The sequence below is a fragment of the Brevundimonas sp. genome (assembly GCF_035561115.1).
Lineage (GTDB): Bacteria > Pseudomonadota > Alphaproteobacteria > Caulobacterales > Caulobacteraceae > Brevundimonas.
The window spans coordinates 18,804-33,738 of sequence record NZ_DATMYH010000083.1 but is presented as its reverse complement, the minus strand read 5'-3'; the positions used below and the strand labels follow the sequence as shown (position 1 = coordinate 33,738).

18 protein-coding genes are annotated in these 14,935 nt (G+C 68.0%); 3 read left to right on the top strand and 15 right to left on the bottom strand.

The genetic code is table 11. From position 1 onward, the window contains the following. The first annotated feature begins 103 nt into the window (after positions 1 to 103). Positions 104 to 595 (top strand): VOC family protein, encoded by a 492-nt coding sequence (locus VN378_RS10650; protein ID WP_325743552.1) that lies wholly within the window; start codon positions 104 to 106, stop codon positions 593 to 595. Positions 596 to 763: 168 nt separating this feature from the next. Here VN378_RS10650 and VN378_RS10645 read toward each other — a convergent pair whose 3' ends face one another. From VN378_RS10645 to ccoN, 11 genes are all read right to left on the bottom strand, one after another. Then, on the bottom strand, positions 764 to 2,164 hold the full coding sequence (locus tag VN378_RS10645; protein ID WP_325743551.1) for a dicarboxylate/amino acid:cation symporter: 1,401 nt from the start codon (positions 2,162 to 2,164) through the stop codon (positions 764 to 766). A gap of 52 nt (positions 2,165 to 2,216) precedes the next feature. Next, a complete protein-coding gene (locus tag VN378_RS10640; protein WP_325743550.1) occupies positions 2,217 to 2,804 on the bottom strand; it encodes a 2'-5' RNA ligase family protein in 588 nt (195 codons plus the stop codon). Between the two features lies 1 nt (position 2,805). Then, positions 2,806 to 3,414 (bottom strand): YdeI/OmpD-associated family protein, encoded by a 609-nt coding sequence (locus tag VN378_RS10635; protein WP_325743549.1) that lies wholly within the window; start codon positions 3,412 to 3,414, stop codon positions 2,806 to 2,808. Between the two features lie 109 nt (positions 3,415 to 3,523). After that, a complete protein-coding gene (ccoS, locus tag VN378_RS10630; protein WP_325743548.1) occupies positions 3,524 to 3,688 on the bottom strand; it encodes a cbb3-type cytochrome oxidase assembly protein CcoS in 165 nt (54 codons plus the stop codon). Next, positions 3,685 to 5,823: a heavy metal translocating P-type ATPase gene (locus VN378_RS10625; RefSeq protein ID WP_325743586.1), complete on the bottom strand. Its 2,139-nt coding sequence runs from the start codon at positions 5,821 to 5,823 to the stop codon at positions 3,685 to 3,687. Before VN378_RS10625 ends, ccoS begins: the two co-directional genes overlap by 4 nt. A 26-nt stretch (positions 5,824 to 5,849) precedes the next feature. After that, positions 5,850 to 6,338: a FixH family protein gene (locus tag VN378_RS10620; RefSeq protein ID WP_325743547.1), complete on the bottom strand. Its 489-nt coding sequence runs from the start codon at positions 6,336 to 6,338 to the stop codon at positions 5,850 to 5,852. Next, on the bottom strand, positions 6,335 to 7,825 hold the full coding sequence (gene ccoG, locus VN378_RS10615; protein ID WP_325743546.1) for a cytochrome c oxidase accessory protein CcoG: 1,491 nt from the start codon (positions 7,823 to 7,825) through the stop codon (positions 6,335 to 6,337). Before ccoG ends, VN378_RS10620 begins: the two co-directional genes overlap by 4 nt. After that, a complete protein-coding gene (ccoP, locus tag VN378_RS10610) occupies positions 7,822 to 8,721 on the bottom strand; it encodes a cytochrome-c oxidase, cbb3-type subunit III (RefSeq protein WP_325743545.1) in 900 nt (299 codons plus the stop codon). The genes ccoG and ccoP overlap by 4 nt, the downstream gene beginning before the upstream one ends. Beyond that, complete coding sequence (locus VN378_RS10605; RefSeq protein WP_325743544.1) at positions 8,714 to 8,887, bottom strand: cbb3-type cytochrome c oxidase subunit 3; 174 nt, start codon at positions 8,885 to 8,887, stop codon at positions 8,714 to 8,716. Before VN378_RS10605 ends, ccoP begins: the two co-directional genes overlap by 8 nt. Continuing rightward, positions 8,884 to 9,621, bottom strand: a complete 738-nt coding sequence (gene ccoO, locus VN378_RS10600) for a cytochrome-c oxidase, cbb3-type subunit II (protein WP_325743543.1) — start codon at positions 9,619 to 9,621, stop codon at positions 8,884 to 8,886. Before ccoO ends, VN378_RS10605 begins: the two co-directional genes overlap by 4 nt. Positions 9,622 to 9,632: 11 nt before the next feature. Continuing rightward, positions 9,633 to 11,120: a cytochrome-c oxidase, cbb3-type subunit I gene (gene ccoN, locus VN378_RS10595; RefSeq protein WP_414642239.1), complete on the bottom strand. Its 1,488-nt coding sequence runs from the start codon at positions 11,118 to 11,120 to the stop codon at positions 9,633 to 9,635. A gap of 291 nt (positions 11,121 to 11,411) precedes the next feature. Here ccoN and VN378_RS10590 point away from each other — a divergent pair, with 291 nt between their 5' ends. Further along, complete coding sequence (locus VN378_RS10590) at positions 11,412 to 11,699, top strand: hypothetical protein (RefSeq protein ID WP_325743542.1); 288 nt, start codon at positions 11,412 to 11,414, stop codon at positions 11,697 to 11,699. A 25-nt stretch (positions 11,700 to 11,724) separates the two neighbouring features. Here the strand turns inward: VN378_RS10590 and VN378_RS10585 are convergent, their stop codons facing one another. Together VN378_RS10585 and VN378_RS10580 are read right to left on the bottom strand one after the other, a co-directional pair. Then, positions 11,725 to 12,153 carry a response regulator transcription factor gene (locus VN378_RS10585; RefSeq protein ID WP_325743541.1) on the bottom strand — a complete coding sequence of 143 codons (429 nt, stop codon included), beginning with the start codon at positions 12,151 to 12,153 and terminating at the stop codon, positions 11,725 to 11,727. Beyond that, positions 12,138 to 12,824, bottom strand: a complete 687-nt coding sequence (locus tag VN378_RS10580) for a helix-turn-helix domain-containing protein (RefSeq protein WP_325743540.1) — start codon at positions 12,822 to 12,824, stop codon at positions 12,138 to 12,140. Before VN378_RS10580 ends, VN378_RS10585 begins: the two co-directional genes overlap by 16 nt. A gap of 158 nt (positions 12,825 to 12,982) precedes the next feature. Between VN378_RS10580 and VN378_RS10575 the strand changes: the two genes are divergently transcribed. Continuing rightward, complete coding sequence (locus VN378_RS10575; RefSeq protein ID WP_325743539.1) at positions 12,983 to 13,684, top strand: Crp/Fnr family transcriptional regulator; 702 nt, start codon at positions 12,983 to 12,985, stop codon at positions 13,682 to 13,684. Between the two features lie 67 nt (positions 13,685 to 13,751). On the opposite strand, the gene VN378_RS10570 is transcribed toward VN378_RS10575, so the two are convergent. Both VN378_RS10570 and VN378_RS10565 read right to left on the bottom strand, forming a co-directional pair. Continuing rightward, entirely contained in the window at positions 13,752 to 14,198 is a 447-nt protein-coding gene (locus VN378_RS10570) for a pseudoazurin (protein WP_325743538.1), read from the bottom strand. Positions 14,199 to 14,262: 64 nt separating this feature from the next. Further along, entirely contained in the window at positions 14,263 to 14,901 is a 639-nt protein-coding gene (locus VN378_RS10565) for a hemerythrin domain-containing protein (protein WP_325743537.1), read from the bottom strand. Positions 14,902 to 14,935: the final 34 nt, after the last annotated feature.

The window sequence follows — 14,935 nt, the reverse complement described above, 5'->3', positions numbered from 1 at the left end:
CCTGTCTGCCGAGCCGGACCGGGAACCGCAAGCCGCCCGTCGCATTTGCATTTAACCAAATAGTTTAATATGGTCCCCCGGTCAGCAATGAAGGAGACACCCCATGACCGCCCTCCCTCCCCGTCAGAAAGTGATTCCCTGCCTCTGGTTCGACAAACAGGCCGAAGAGGCCGCAACCTTCTATGTCTCGCTCCTCCCCGACTCCCGGATCGACGCCGTCCTCCGTTCGCCGGTCGACTATCCCAGCGGCGAGGCCGGCGACGTGCTGGTGGTGGAATTCACCCTCGCCGGCAGCCGCTACACCGCCCTGAACGGCGGTCCGATGTTCAAATTCACCGAGGCTGTCTCGCTGCAGATCGACTGCGAGGACCAGGCCGAGGTGGACCGGCTGACCAACGCCCTGTCCGCCGTGCTCGAGGCCGAGCAGTGCGGCTGGGTCAAGGATCGCTACGGCCTGTCGTGGCAGATCGTGCCCTATGCGATGAACCGCCTCCTGGCCGATCCGGACGAAGGCGTCCGCAAGCGCGTGTTCAGCGCCATGATGGAGATGAAGCGGCTGAACATCGCCGACCTGGAACGCGCCGCCCGCGGGTGATCCGTCCGGCCGACGGCCCCAGCCGCGTTCGACAGGGTCATTCCCGATAATCTGGCAGGGTTTTGAACGGCTGAAATCTCAACCCGTTGTTTTCCCTCAATGTCGGTGGCCGATTTTGGCAGGGTTGGCGCCCCGAATTCGTAAAACCCTGCCAACGGCGGCGGATCGCTAGTCCGCGTCGGCCTCGCGCGACCCGGCCGCGACCGGACGGGGTGTTTCGGCCAGCGCCCGGTCCAGGGCCTCGCGATCCAGACCCTTCTCCCACCGCGCCACGACGATGGTGGCCACGGCGTTGCCGATGAAGTTGGTCAGGGCCCGGCACTCGCTCATGAAGCGGTCGACGCCGAGGATCAGGGCCATGCCCGCGACCGGCACCGACGGGACCACCGCCAGCGTCGCGGCCAGGGTGATGAAGCCGGCGCCCGTGACGCCTGCCGCCCCCTTGGAGCTGAGCATGGCCACGGCGAGCAACAGCAGCTGGTCGCCCAGCGACAGGTCGACGCCGCAGGCCTGGGCGATGAACAGGGCCGCCAGCGTCATATAGATGTTGGTGCCGTCGAGGTTGAACGAATAGCCGGTCGGCACGACCAGCCCGACCACCGACCTGTCGCAGCCGGCGCGGCCCATCTTCTCGATCAGGCTGGGCAGCGCCGCCTCGGACGACGAGGTGCCGAGGACCAGCAGCAGTTCCTCCTTCAGGTAGCGGATCAGTCTGAAGATCGAGAAGCCGTTGAACCGGGCCACGGCGCCCAGCACCACGACCACGAAGAAGGCCGAGGTCAGGTAGAAGGTCGCGACCAGCGCCGCGAGATTGATCACCGACTCGATGCCGTATTTGCCGATGGTGAAGGCGAAGGCGCCGAAGGCGCCGACCGGGGCGGCCTTCATCAGGATGGCGACCAGTTTGAAGAAGGCTTCCGACACGCTTTCCAGCACGGTCATGACCGGCTGGGCCCGGTCGCCGATGACGGCCAGCGAAATGCCGAACAGGATGGCGAAGAACAGCACCTGCAGGATCTCGCCGCCGGCGAAGGCGCCGACCACGGTCTCGGGGATGATGTTCATCAGGAAGGCGACGATGTCGGTCTCGTGCGCCTTCTGGACATAGGTTCCGACCGCGGCCGGATCGAGCGTCGCCGGATCCACATTCATGCCCGCCCCGGGCCGCACCACATTGGCGACGATCAGGCCGATGATCAGGGCCAGGGTCGAGACGGTCAGGAAATAGGCGAAGGCCTTGCCCACCACCTTGCCCAACCGCCCGAGGTCGCGCAGATGGGCGATGCCGGTGGCCACGGTAAGGAAGATCACCGGGGCGATGATCATCTTCACCAGCCGGATGAAGGCGTCGCCCAGCGGCTTCAGCTCCTCGCCGAACCGGGGCCAGACATGGCCGATCAGGGCGCCGAGGGTGATGGCGACCAGAACCTGGAAATAGAGGTGGGCCCAGATCGGTCTCTTCTTCGGCGGCACCGGCGGCGTCGCGGCGACGGCGACGCCCGGCGCGGCCCTGACGGCGGCGGGCGGGCGCTTGCGGGGCCTGTCGGATGTCGTCGGCTTGCGGGCCATGCCGTCTCCCCTCGTCGCGTATCGGCGCGATTCCCGGGCCCAGCCTACGGACTCAGCCGTGCAGGGGCCAGCGGGCGAGCATGTGATAGGTCGAACGCCCGACCTCGCTATGCACCAGCAGGAACTCGGCGGGCCTCCAGCCGAGGGGGTCGATGGCCCGCTCCGGCGGCCGCCGGTCGCCATAGGCCAGGGTCACGTGCGGCGTGAAGGCCTCGCGGGAGAGGGTGCGGACCCCCGCGCGGAGCAGCGCCCTGAAAAGCCGGCCGCGGAAGGCCCGGAGCAACTCGACGCCGTCTCCTCCCAGCAGGACACAGGGATGTCTGCCCGGCGCGCCGGCGAAGCTGCCGACGCGGTCGAACGCCACGTCGAAGGCCGCCTCGGACAGGCCTTCCACCGCCGTCCTGATATCCGCGACGACGGTCTGCGGAAGCGAACCGGCATAGTCGCCGACGTGGATCAGGGTGACGTGCAGCCTGTCCTGGCGGATGGGCGAACCCTTCAGCCCGTGATCCGCACGCGTCTCATCCAGCACCTTCGACGCGCCCGCAGCCGCATCGGGCGGCAACATCACTCCGAGAAACAGGCGCTCGATCTGCGTGGAGGCAGGCTCGCCGAACAGGTCGCCGGACAGGACCGGCATCTCAGCCGCCACGTTGCGGATAGATGGTTTCGCCGCGCTTCAGCATGTCGACGAAGCTGGCGATCTTCTTCTTCCGGCCCGCCTCGGTCTTGATGTTGTGGATCCGGAAGGCCAGGGCGAAGCGGTTCTGCGCGCTCAGCTTCGCCAGCATCGCTTTCGCCTTCGGCTCGGCGTCGATCGCGGCCTGCAGGTCGTCGGGAATGGCCATGTCCTTGCTGCCGCCATAGGCGCGGGCCCAGCGGCCGTCGGCCTTCGCCGCCTCGACTTCCTTCAGGCCATGTTCCGTCATCCGGCCCTCGGCGATCAGGCGGGCGACGTTGTCGACGTTGATCCGGCTCCAGATGCTCTTCGCGCGGCGGGGCGTGTAGCGTTGAAGGTAGCTGCGGTCGTCGAAGCTCTTCTTGAGTCCGTCGATCCAGCCCCAGCACAGCACCACGTCGATGGCCTCCTTCGGCGTGATCGACGGCAGGCCCGAGGCGACCTTGTGGACCTTGATCCAGACCTCGTCCTCGCGGGCGTGGTGTTTGCCGAGCCATGCATGGAAGGCCCCGGCGTCCACGAACTCATGGACATGGTCGGGATCGACGGTGATCGGGCCCCTTGCTCCCACGCGACAGCTCTCCTCGATGACCAGGATCACGGCGCAGGGTCGCCCCGGCCGGGACGACATTCTTGATCAGAATGCAGGACGGAACGCCATGGAATATCCGCCGGAGCGGCTAGGGCCCCGGCGCGTCCGCATCGGCGTCATCGTCGATCAGGATACGGGCCGCCGACCCTTCTATGTCGTCATACTGGCCGGAGCGCAGAGTCCAGACGAAGGCTCCCACGGCGATCAGGCCGAGAACCACCGAGAAGGGCGCCAGCAGGAAAATGATGTTCATCGTCCGCCCCTTACTCGAAGCGCATTGAGGGTGACCACCAGCGACGACCCGGACATCGCCAGGGCGGCGACGAACGGATTGACCAGGCCGAGCATCGCGGCCGGGGCGGCGACCAGATTGTAGAGCGCCGCGAAGCCGAAATTCTCCAGCGCCCGGCGCCGGGCCGATCGGGCCACGTCGATGGCTGCGACGATGGTCATCAAGGCGTCCCGGGTGAGCACCAGATCGGCGGCGTTCTGGCTGGCCTCGAGCGCCGAGCCGGGCGCGATGGCGGCGTGGGCCCGCGACAGGGCGGCGGCGTCGTTGAGCCCGTCCCCGACCATCAGGACCTTGCGGCCGCTGGCGGCCAGACGGTCGATCGCCTCCGCCTTCTCCTGCGGCAGCAGGCCGGCCTTCCAGGTCGACACGCCGACCGTATCGGCCGTCGCACGGACGGCGTCGACCTGATCGCCGGAGAGGATCTCCATGGTGATCCCGCGAGCCGTCAGGGCGGCGACGGTGGCGGCCGCATCCGGCCTGACGACATCCGAGAACTGCAGCCGGACCTTTGTCTCGCCTTCGAAACCGAACCACAGTTCCGTTTCGCCCGACCGCAGGGTGGAAGCGCCGACGAACGCGGCCCGGCCGAGGCGGGCGCGCCGCCCGTCGATCAGCCCCTCCACCCCCAGGCCGGCGTGTTCGACGACGTCGGCGGCGACGGGACCGTCCCCGGCCGCCCGGGCGACGGCGCGGGCCATCTGATGGCCGGAGGCCCGGGCCAGCGGAGCCGCCATGGCGACGACCGCCTGCGACGCCCCCACCAGCGCCGGACGGCCCTCGGTCAGCACGCCGGTCTTGTCGAAGACGACGTGGTCGATCTCGGCCAGCCGCTCCAGCGCGGCGCCGGACTTGACCAGTACGCCTCTGCGGAACAGGCGGGCGGAGGCCACGACCTGCACGGCCGGCACAGCCAGACCGAGCGCGCAGGGACAGGTGACGATCAGGACGGCGACCGCCCGGATCAGGGCTTCCCGCGGGTCGAGGCCCAGGGCCCAGCCGCCCGCGAAGGTCGCCAGCGCCGCCGCATGCACCACCGGCACATAGAGGGCTGCGGCGCGATCGGCGAGCCGGACGTAGCGCGAGCGCGACTGGGCGCCGGCCTCGACCAGCCGGGCGATGGCCGCGAGCGTGGAGTCCTCCGACCGGGCGTTGGCGCGCACGGTCAGCAGGCCCGCGGTGTTGACGGCCCCGGCGCGGCACAGCCCCCCTGGCCGGACCCGCTCCGGGATGCTCTCCCCCGTCAACAGGCTGTTGTCGAGGAGCGCCTCGCCCTGCTCCAGGGTCGCGTCGACCGGAATGCGGTCGCCGGGCCGCACGCGAATGACGTCGCCCGGCTGGATGTCGCCGAGCGGGACCGATCGTTCGGCGCCTTGCGCGTCGACGACGCGGGCGGCCGGCGCCTGGAGAGCCAGCAGATCGCCGGCCGCGCTGCGCGCCTTCGCCCGAAGCACATGGTCGAGCCAGCGGCCGATCAGCAGCAGGAACAGCAGGGAGACGGCGGCGTCGAAATAGGCGTCCCGGCCGTTGAGGATCGTCTCCGAGAAGCTGATCGCCAGCGTCAGGATCACCCCGACCGAGATCGGCACGTCCATATTGGCCCGGCCCGCGCGCAGGGACCGCCAGGCCGACTGGAAGAAGGGCATGCCGGCGAAGATGGCGCAGGGTGCGCCGACGGCGGCCGACATCCACATCATCATGGTGCGGGTGGCGGGACCCAGCTCCTGATCGAACAACCCGGCCCAGATCGGCACCGAGAACATCATGGCGTTCATCGCGCCGAACCCGGCCACGGCGAGGGCCAGGATCAGCCGGCGGCCTTCGCGGTCGCGCTGGACCATGGCGGCCCCGGGATCGAACGGCGTCGCCGGATAGCCCAGCCGGTCGAGGGCCGCGATGATCCGGCCCGGGTCGATGCCGGCGTTGGCCAGGCCGATGGCGAGGCGTCCGGTCGACAGGTTCAGGCGGACCGACTCGACCCCCGGCAGACGCGACACCTCCCGCTCGATCTTCGAGATGCACCCGGCGCAACGGGCGCCCGTCACCAGCAGATCGAGACGGGCGCGACCGTCTTCCTGCCGACGCAGGAAGGCCGACATGTCCGGCGACGTCGCGGCCTCGAAGGTCACCGCCACGTCAGCCTCCGCTCGGCGATGAAGGTGCGGCCCGCGCCGTCCACGGCCTCGATCCGGGCGTCCCAGGCGCCGGTGAGGGCGCGGTCCGCAATGTATTCGCCCGGCGCGGCCTCCCTGAGGACGACCTCGGCGCGGCCCTGTTCGGTCGCGGGGCGCTGGAGCGTGGCGGACACCTTGAGTCCGGTCAGAGGACGACCCTCGCGATCCTGCATCAACACGTCCAGTCCGGTCAGTCGGGCCTCGGCCCCCGCGCGCCAGCCGAGGGCGTCCTGGGCGCGGAGCCGCTCCAGTTCTGCGTTGTAGATCAGCCCGGCCTCATAGGGCCGTGCGGCGACCTGGCCGGGATGGGTGCGGTAGGCCATCACCAGAAAACCGGCGTCGACGCCGACCACCAGGGCGAAGAAGGCCACGACGCCCGCGGCGACGTGCCATCCCTTGACGACGAACGGCGGCTTCACAGGCTTTGTCGCGGCGTTCATTGCGGCTGGCTCCCGTAGTCGAAGGCGGTGGGGACGATCTTCGTCTTCCCGCCCGAGCGAATCTCGAAGGCCGCGTCCCGGCTGCCGTAGCCGACCTGGTCGGCCGGAGCGGTGACGAAGATGCGCAGCGGGGTGACGCGGTTCGGCTCGACCTCGACCCGCAGCGGATCGGCGCCCGGCTGGCCGGGAATTCTCAGGGCCGCCCCGGGAACCCCGGCGTAGCGGATCTCCACCGTCGCGGTTTCGAACCCGTGGTTGGCGATCTTCAGGGTGTAGCCGTTGCGCACCGCGCCGTCGTGCAGCCGGACCCAGGCCGGGTTGCGGTCGCGCAGGGCGTGGACGCCCAGCTGCTCGCGCGTGCTGAAGCCCCAGATCATCAGGCCCCCGACGAGCATCAGCGCGATGCCGTAGTAGAGGGTGCGGGGCCGCACCAGCTTGTGCTCCGGTTTCTGACCGCAGTTCCGCGCAGCGACGGCGGCGTCCGTGTCATAGGCGATCAGGCCGCGAGGCCGGCCGACCTTGTCCATGACCTCGTTGCAGGCGTCGATGCACAGGCCGCAGTTGATGCACTCCAGCTGGGCGCCGTCACGGATATCGATCCCCATCGGACAGACCACGACGCACTGGTTGCAGTCGATGCAGTCGCCGCGGCCTTCCCACGACTCGGTCTTCTTGTGCGGGCCGCGCGGTTCGCCGCGGTCGTAGCGATAGGTGACCTGGAACGACTGGTCGTCCAGCATGGCCCCCTGGATGCGCGGCCAGGGGCACATGTAGGTGCAGACCTGCTCGCGCATGTGGCCGGCGAAGACGTAGGTCGTGAACGTCAGGACGGCGCACGAGACATAGGCCGTCATCGGCGCGGTCCCGACCCAGAAGGTGCGGATCAGCGTCGGCGCGTCGTGGAAATAGAAGATCCACGCCCCGCCCGTGCCGAAAGCCACGCCGATCCAGACGAGATGTTTTCCGGTCTTCCGCCACAGCTTGTTGAAGGACATCGGCGCTGCGTCGAGGCGCATGCGGGCGTTGCGGTCGCCCTCGAACATCCGCTCGATATAGATGTAGAGGTCGGTCCACACGGTCTGCGGGCAGGCGTAGCCGCACCACAGCCGCCCGAACAGGGCTGTCACGAGGAACAGCGCCAGCGCCGAAATCACCAGCAGGCCGGTGATGAAATACACCTCCTGCGGCCACAGCTGGATCATGAAGAAGTAGAAGCGGCCGCCGTCGAAATCGACCAGCACCGCCTGGTCCGGCAGGGAGCCGGGGCGATCCCAGCGGATCCACGGCGTGACGTAGTAGATCGCCAGCATGACGATCAGCAGCGCCCATTTGATCCACCGCCAACGGCCATGGACCAGCTTGGGATAGATGGGCACGCGCGCCTTGTAGAGGCCCTTGGGTCGCGCCTTCTCGCGCTGACGCTCGGCGACCGAGACCGGACCCGCCGTCGCCGGCCGCTCGCGGGTGCGGTCGATGATGATGGTCATGGCGCGGCGGCTTCACTCGCGCCGGAGGCTTCGCCGCCGCCGGCGTTGACGTGGACGTAGACGGCCAGGGCCTTGATCACGGCGGGCGAGAAGCGGCCCTCCCAGGTGGGCATGACCCCGTTGCGGCCGTTGTGGATCTGGCCGCGGATGGATTCGCGGTCCGAGCCGAACAGCCATTCGCGGTCGGTCAGGTTGGGGGCTCCGAGCGTGCGGTCGCCCACGCCTGTGGGCGTGTGGCAGGCCGCGCAGTTGTCGGTGTAGAGCTGCCGGGCCCGGCCGACGGCGGCGGCGTCCGCCTGACGACCTGACAGGGCGACGACATATTCGGTCAGGTCAGACACCTGGCCGGCGTCGAGCATGTTGTCGCGTCCGAACGCCGGCATCTGCGACATGCGGGTTTCAGGGTGAGCCGACCGGACGCCGACACGGATCGTGTGTTCGATCTCTTCCAGCGAGCCGCCCCACAGCCAGACGTCGTCGCGCAGGTTCGGGTAGCCCCTGGCTCCCCCTCCTCCAACGCCGTGGCAACTGGCGCAGTTGTCGCCGAAGACCGACTGGCCGACGGCGAGGGCATGGGCCTGCAGGTCAGGATCGGCCTCGATCTGACCGAGCGAGGCGGTCATCAGGAGGGCCTCGCCGCGGCCGCGCTGGGCCTGGAGGGCGTTCAGTTCCTTGACCACATTGACGCGGTCGGACTGGTTCAGCACGCCCGGCGTGTATCCCCGGACGCCAGGCCATGCGGGCATCAGGATCCAGTAGATCACGGCGAAGGCGATGCAGCCGTAGAATACCCACAGCCACCAGCGCGGCAGCGGGTTGTCCAGCTCCTTGATGCCGTCCCACTCATGACCGGTCGTCTCGACGCCGGAGTGCTCGTCGCGCTCGCGTTCAGACATGATCGTCCTCGTCCTTTTCGAGCGGCAGGTGGGAGAGGCGGCGGAAGGTTTCGCGATGCTTCGGCCGCAGGGCGTAGATCAGCCCGGCAATGAAAATGGCGCCGAAATAGAGGGTGCCGCCCTGCTGGGCGAACCGCGCCACGGTTTCGTAATCGAGCCCGCTCATCGCATGTTGTCCGGGTCTTCGGCCTGGTAGGTGCGGAAATCCACCATCGTGCCGAGTTGCTGCAGGTAGGCGATCAGGGCGTCCATCTTGGTCAGACGCGACGGGTCGCCGTCGAAGTCGCCCTGCACCACCTTCGGCCCGTAACGGCTCCGCAGGTCCGAGGTGTCGCTGGCAAACGGATCGACCTGGGCGTTCAGATCCGCCTCGGCGTTCTCGATCTGATCGGCCGTGTAGGGAACACCGACCGCCAGCATGGCCCGCAGCTTCGCGCGGATGGCGTGCTGGTCCAGGTCCTGGTCGGCCAGGAACCGGTAGGGAGGCATGTTGGACTCCGGCACGACGGCGCGCGGATCGCCCAGGTGTTCGCGGTGCCATTCGTTCGAATACTTGCCGCCGACCCGCGCCAGGTCCGGCCCGGTGCGCTTGGAGCCCCACTGGAACGGGTGGTCGTACATGCTCTCGGCGGCGAGGCTGTAGTGGCCGTAGCGTTCGACCTCGTCGCGCAGCGGGCGGATCATCTGCGAATGGCAGCTGTAGCAGCCCTCGCCGATGTAGATGTCGCGGCCGGCCAACTCGAGCGGGGTGTAGGGACGGACGCCCTCGACCTCCTCGATCGTGCTCTCGACCCAGAACAGCGGGGCGATCTCGACGATGCCGCCGATCGAGACCACGATGGTGATCCCGATCACCAGCCAGAGCGAGTGGCGCTCGAATTTCGCGTGTTTCTTCCACATGGGGCTGATCCTCACCCGACCGGCTGTTGATGGGGCTCGATCAGGGTCGCGGGCACGTTCGCGGCGGTGCGCGAGGACGGCATGCGGATCGTACGCCACAGGTTGTAGGACATGATGACCGTGCCGCTCAGGAACATCAGGCCGCCGACGGTGCGGATGACGTTCTCGATGTGTTTGGCGGCGACGGTCTCGATGAAGCTGTTGGCCAGGAAGCCGTCGGGCGTGTACTCGCGCCACATCAGGCCCTCCATGATGCCGGAGACCCACATCGCGGTGATGTAGAGGACGATGCCGGTGGTCGCGATCCAGAAATGCCATTCGACCAGGGCGTTCGAATACAGCCGGTCCTTCTTCCACAGCCACGGCACGAGGCAGTAGATCGCCCCGAAGCTGATGAAGCCGACCCAGCCCAGGGCCCCCGAGTGCACGTGGCCGATGGTCCAGTCTGTGTAGTGCGACAGGGCGTTGACCGTCCGGATGGACATCAGCGGCCCTTCGAAGGTCGACATGCCGTAGAAGGCGATGGCCACGACCATCATGCGGACCACGGGGTCAGTGCGCAGCTTGTCCCACGCCCCGGACAGGGTCATCAGGCCGTTGATCATCCCGCCCCAGGACGGCATCCACAGCATGATCGAGAAGGTCATGCCCAGGGTCTGCGCCCACTGCGGCAGGGCCGTGTAGTGCAGATGGTGCGGGCCCGCCCAGATGTAGATGAAGATCAGCGACCAGAAGTGGACGATCGACAGACGGTAGGAATAGACCGGCCGTTCGACCCGCTTGGGCACGAAATAATACATCATCGCCAGGAAGCCGGCGGTCAGGAAGAAGCCCACGGCGTTGTGGCCGTACCACCACTGGACCAGGGCGTCCTGCACCCCGCCGAAGGCCGAATAGCTGCGCGCCTCCAGCAGGCCGACCGGCACGGCGGCGTTGTTGACCAGGTGCAGCAGGGCGACGGTGACGATGAAGGCCAGGTAGAACCAGTTGGCCACGTAGATGTGGGGTTCCTTGCGCTTCCAGATCGTGCCCAGGAAGACGAACAGATAGGCGACCCAGACGATGGTCAGCCAGATATCGACGTACCATTCGGGCTCGGCGTATTCGCGGGACTGGGTGATGCCCGAGACGTAGCCGGTGGCCGCCAGGACGATGAACAGCTGGTAGCCCCAGAATACGAACCACGGCCAGATGCCGCCGGCAAGCCGCGCCTTGCAGGTGCGCTGAACCACCCAGAAGGACGTGCAGATCAGGGCGTTGCCCCCGAAGGCGAAGATCACGCCTGAAGTGTGAAGGGGCCGCAGGCGGCCGAAGTTGAGCCAGCCGTGCTCGGGAAAATAGAAGATGTCGGGCCACGAAAGCTGGGCGGCGATGAAGACGCCGACGGTCATGCCGATGACGCCCCAGAACATGGTGGCGATCACGCCGGCGCGGATGACCCCGTCCTCATACCGGTCGGGATCCGACCGGAAACGACCGTTTGCAACGCCGATGGTCATGGCGGCGAGCGCCACGACCGACGCCGCCATCAGAATATAGCCGTGGAAGCGGAACGCCGCATCGTCGGTGAAGGCGGTCGCGAGCAGGGCCACGATCGCCGCTGCGCCCAGGAAGAGGTACAGGGCGGCCACGTCGCCCGGCATGTCGGCATTCCTTGAGACGGTGGTCGGCATTCGTTGGGCCTCGGTGAGAGAGTCCCTGCTGCGTGCCCCGACTCGCAGCCCGCCGCTTTGCGCCAACGCAAAGCTCACGCCTCAAAATCATGGTTTCAGTAAAATCAGGAGGCCCGGATGCAACGCGACGACAACCAGGAATCACAGATACTCGGCGCCGCTCTGATCGTGTCCGGTGCGATCCTGGCGACCTCGGGCGCCATCTGCGCCTTCGCAGCCGCCAACCATATGGCCATAGCCGCGAACCTTTGCGGACCCACGACCGGCCACTGCATCCTGTGCGCCGTCTCCGCGGCGAGCCTGTTGGCGGCGGCGGCAACCGCCGCCACCGGCGTGGCGCTGCTCAGGGTGAGGTCATATCGCTCGCCTCAACGCGCCGCGTGTTCCCGACGACGGATGGACTGAAAGTCGGTCTGCCCGGCTGTTACCGCTACGGCGCAGAGGCCGTCGGCGCCTGGTCAATGTGAGAAAGCGCGCTGCGCACCGCACTCAGGAGAGCGTCGGAGAGCAGAGGTTTTTCGATAATCGGAACACCGGCGGCCGCCGCGCGCGCCCTCAGATGGGGGCGGGGGTTGGTCGTGATCAGAACCGCCGGCAGGCGCACGCCATTCTCCCGCAGCCGCTCGAGCAGGCCCAGCCCGTCCACGCCCGGCAGGTGATAGTCCAGGATCAGACAGCCCTTGTTCGGCAAGGCTCCCGAGGCCAGCAGGCTCTCGGCGTCCGTGAAACTGCGGACATCCAGGCCCTCGAGGTCGAAGGAGAATTGCACGGCGTGCGCGACTGCCGGGTCGTCATCGACGAGGAAGACCGCCGGGCGCGGCGCCTGATTGTCGCCAAGGGAGGTCACGCGCAGATGCATTCCATGCGATCGCGCTGCAGCAGCCGCACATGCCTTGTCGAACGCGCCTCGATCAGTCCGTCGGCCTGCAGCTGGGACAGCGTCCTGGAGACCGTATGGATGGTCAGGCCGACATGGTCCGCGATGTCCTGCCTCGTCATGGGCAGGTCGATGAATTCCGGATGCCCCAGACGTCCGGCGAATTCGAGCAGGAAGGCGACGACACGTTCGGTCGCGCCCTGCCGGGCCAGAATCTGGGCGTGGTCCTCGCTCCGTTGAACCGCCCGGACGGTGACCTGCCACAGGGCGCGAGCCAGACCGATGTCCGTGGCGGCGCGCTCAGCCAGTTCCGCGCGCTCGATCGCCGAGGCGTGGACCGTGCTCAGGGCTTCGGCGGTGGTGGCGTGTTCGACGCCAGCTTCGAGACCGACGAAGTCCCCGGGCAGGTGGAAGCCGGTGACCTGGCGGCGGCCGTCGCTGAGAAGGCGGTAGCTGATCGCCGCGCCTTTCAGAACGCGATAGACCAGCCGGACCGGATCACCTTGCCGGAACAGCTGTTCGCCCGGCGCGAAGGGCGATCGCGGGGCCGTCGAAGCGTTCGCGAAAACGTCGCACAGATGGCAGTCCGGCGTTTCGGCGCGCGGCGTTGCAATCGGCCGGTCGGTGATGTCGCAGATGCGAAGAGCGGTCATGGAGGTCGTCCGATGAACTTGAGGCCCCTAAACTAGAGTCCCGCCCCGCCCCGCCGATATTCGGGAGTGCTCCCTAGGGGGTTTACCGGAGTCGACGTGGCGCCCCCCGGACGCTCTGGTGAGATGGCCGTCGCCGCCGGCGGTCCGTGGATTCGCCCATGCCCGTCGCTTTCGATATCGAGATCCTGAGGCGCTCCGAGATGTTTTCCGGCCTGGCGCCCGAAGCGCTGGAGGCCGTCGTCGCCGCGGGTTTGGTGCGGCGGCTTTCCGCTGGCACCCGCGTCTTCGCCCAGGGCGATCCGGGGGTCAGCGGCCACAGCCTGCTGGAGGGCCGCGTCAAGATCGTCCAGACCCGGGCGGACGGCGGGCAGTCGGTCCTCCGCTTCATCGGGCCGGGCGAAATGTACGGCACCGTCGCCGCCCTGATGAACCAGGCCTTTCCCGCCGACGCCGTCGCGGTGATCGACAGTGTCGAGATCTGGTGGACCATTCCGGCGCTCCGCCAGCTCATCCGGCAGCATCCCGAGATCGGGCTGCGCTCGACGGCCGCCGCCGGGGCGCGCCTGATGGATCTCCAGAGCCGGATGGGAGAACTGACGGGCGAACGGGTGGAGCAGCGGATCGCGCGTACCCTGCTGCGCCTGATGGAAAAGGCCGGGCGGCCCACCAGCGCCGGCATCGAGATCGATTTTCCGATCACCCGTCAGGATCTCGCCGAAATGGCCGGCTCCACCCTGCACACGGTCAGCCGAACCCTGGCGGCCCTGGATCAACGGGGCGTGACCGGCAGCGCCCGGCGCCGGATTGTCGTTCGCGACCCCCGCGCCCTGACCCAGTTGGCGGAGAACGGCGTCGGCTGATCCGGCGGTCTCGCAGAGGCGTGGCTGAAGGCCGGCCCCTGAAGGCCGGCCTCCCCTTGCCCCCGGATCAGCGGACCCGGGTCAACATCTCGGTGAACCGCCGGCGCGCCAGCGGCGGCGTGCGGGCCACGGCCGTCCGGACCGCTTCCAGATTCGAACCGGCCGGCCCGACCTGGATCAGGGCGACCATGCCCATGCTGTAGTGCGGCGTACACTTCACGGCATAGACCCCGGGCTGGGCCACTCGCAGGACGAACTCACGGCCCATGGGACCGCGCTGGACCGTCGCGCCCGCCGGGATCATTCCGGCGATCGTTTCGGCGTTGTGGCCGGGATCGGTGGGGACGAAGCGGATGGTGTCGCCGGGCCGCGCCTGCACGAGAGCGGGCGAGAAGACCATCGCCCCGCCGGCGCCGCGGTTCAGCATCTGGACGACGTGTTCGCCCGCGGCGGCCGGCGTGGCGGCGATCAGCGCGGCGGCCGCGCATACCATGGGGAGAAGTTTCAGGAACATGACTTGGACCTTAAAAGTGAATGCGCGAAATGTTCGCGGCATGCATCTCTTCTAGTCTTTGCTTTCACCCAAACATTGCGTCCGAACAAACAGACACCTCCGTAGATTCCCGGATGCAGGGAGAGAACAGCTCACGTTCCTCCAGTCTCATCTGTTCGCGGACATCGGTATTGATCTTGCAGCAGAGAACATAGAGCACGCGCCATTTCGCGCAGGCCTGCGCCGGAACCTCGAAGCCCCGCGTGAGGGCAAGCACGACGTCGAGTTGCCCCTGGATCCCGGCGTGCTCCGCTTCCATGATTCTCGCCGCTTTCGCAGCCTGCGGCTGGTCAGCAAGCAGCAGGGGGAAGACGACGGCGTCCTCGCGCTGTTGGTGGTGCTCGATCGATTCAAGGATCCCGATCAGCCGGTCGCACAGGCCGTGCGGCCAGAGCTCCTTGTCGCTGTGCGCGACCTCGCAGGCGGTCGCCAGCGCGACGGCGTCTTCGATCACCCCGACAAGGGCGCGATGATAGCGATCGCGGATGTGGCGGATCAGACGGGTCATGTCCGCCGGGGGCGCGACCTCGTCGTGCTGCAGCCGCGTGAGGCTTCGGGTCAGGGCGCGGCGGTCGATCTGGTCGCAGTCGGTGACGCCCCAGCGCCGCAGACTGCGCGGATCCGCTTCGGGAATCAGGTCGAGGCGCGAGGATTGGGGTCGCATGGACTCATCTCCTTGAGGCGCCGCGATGACACGG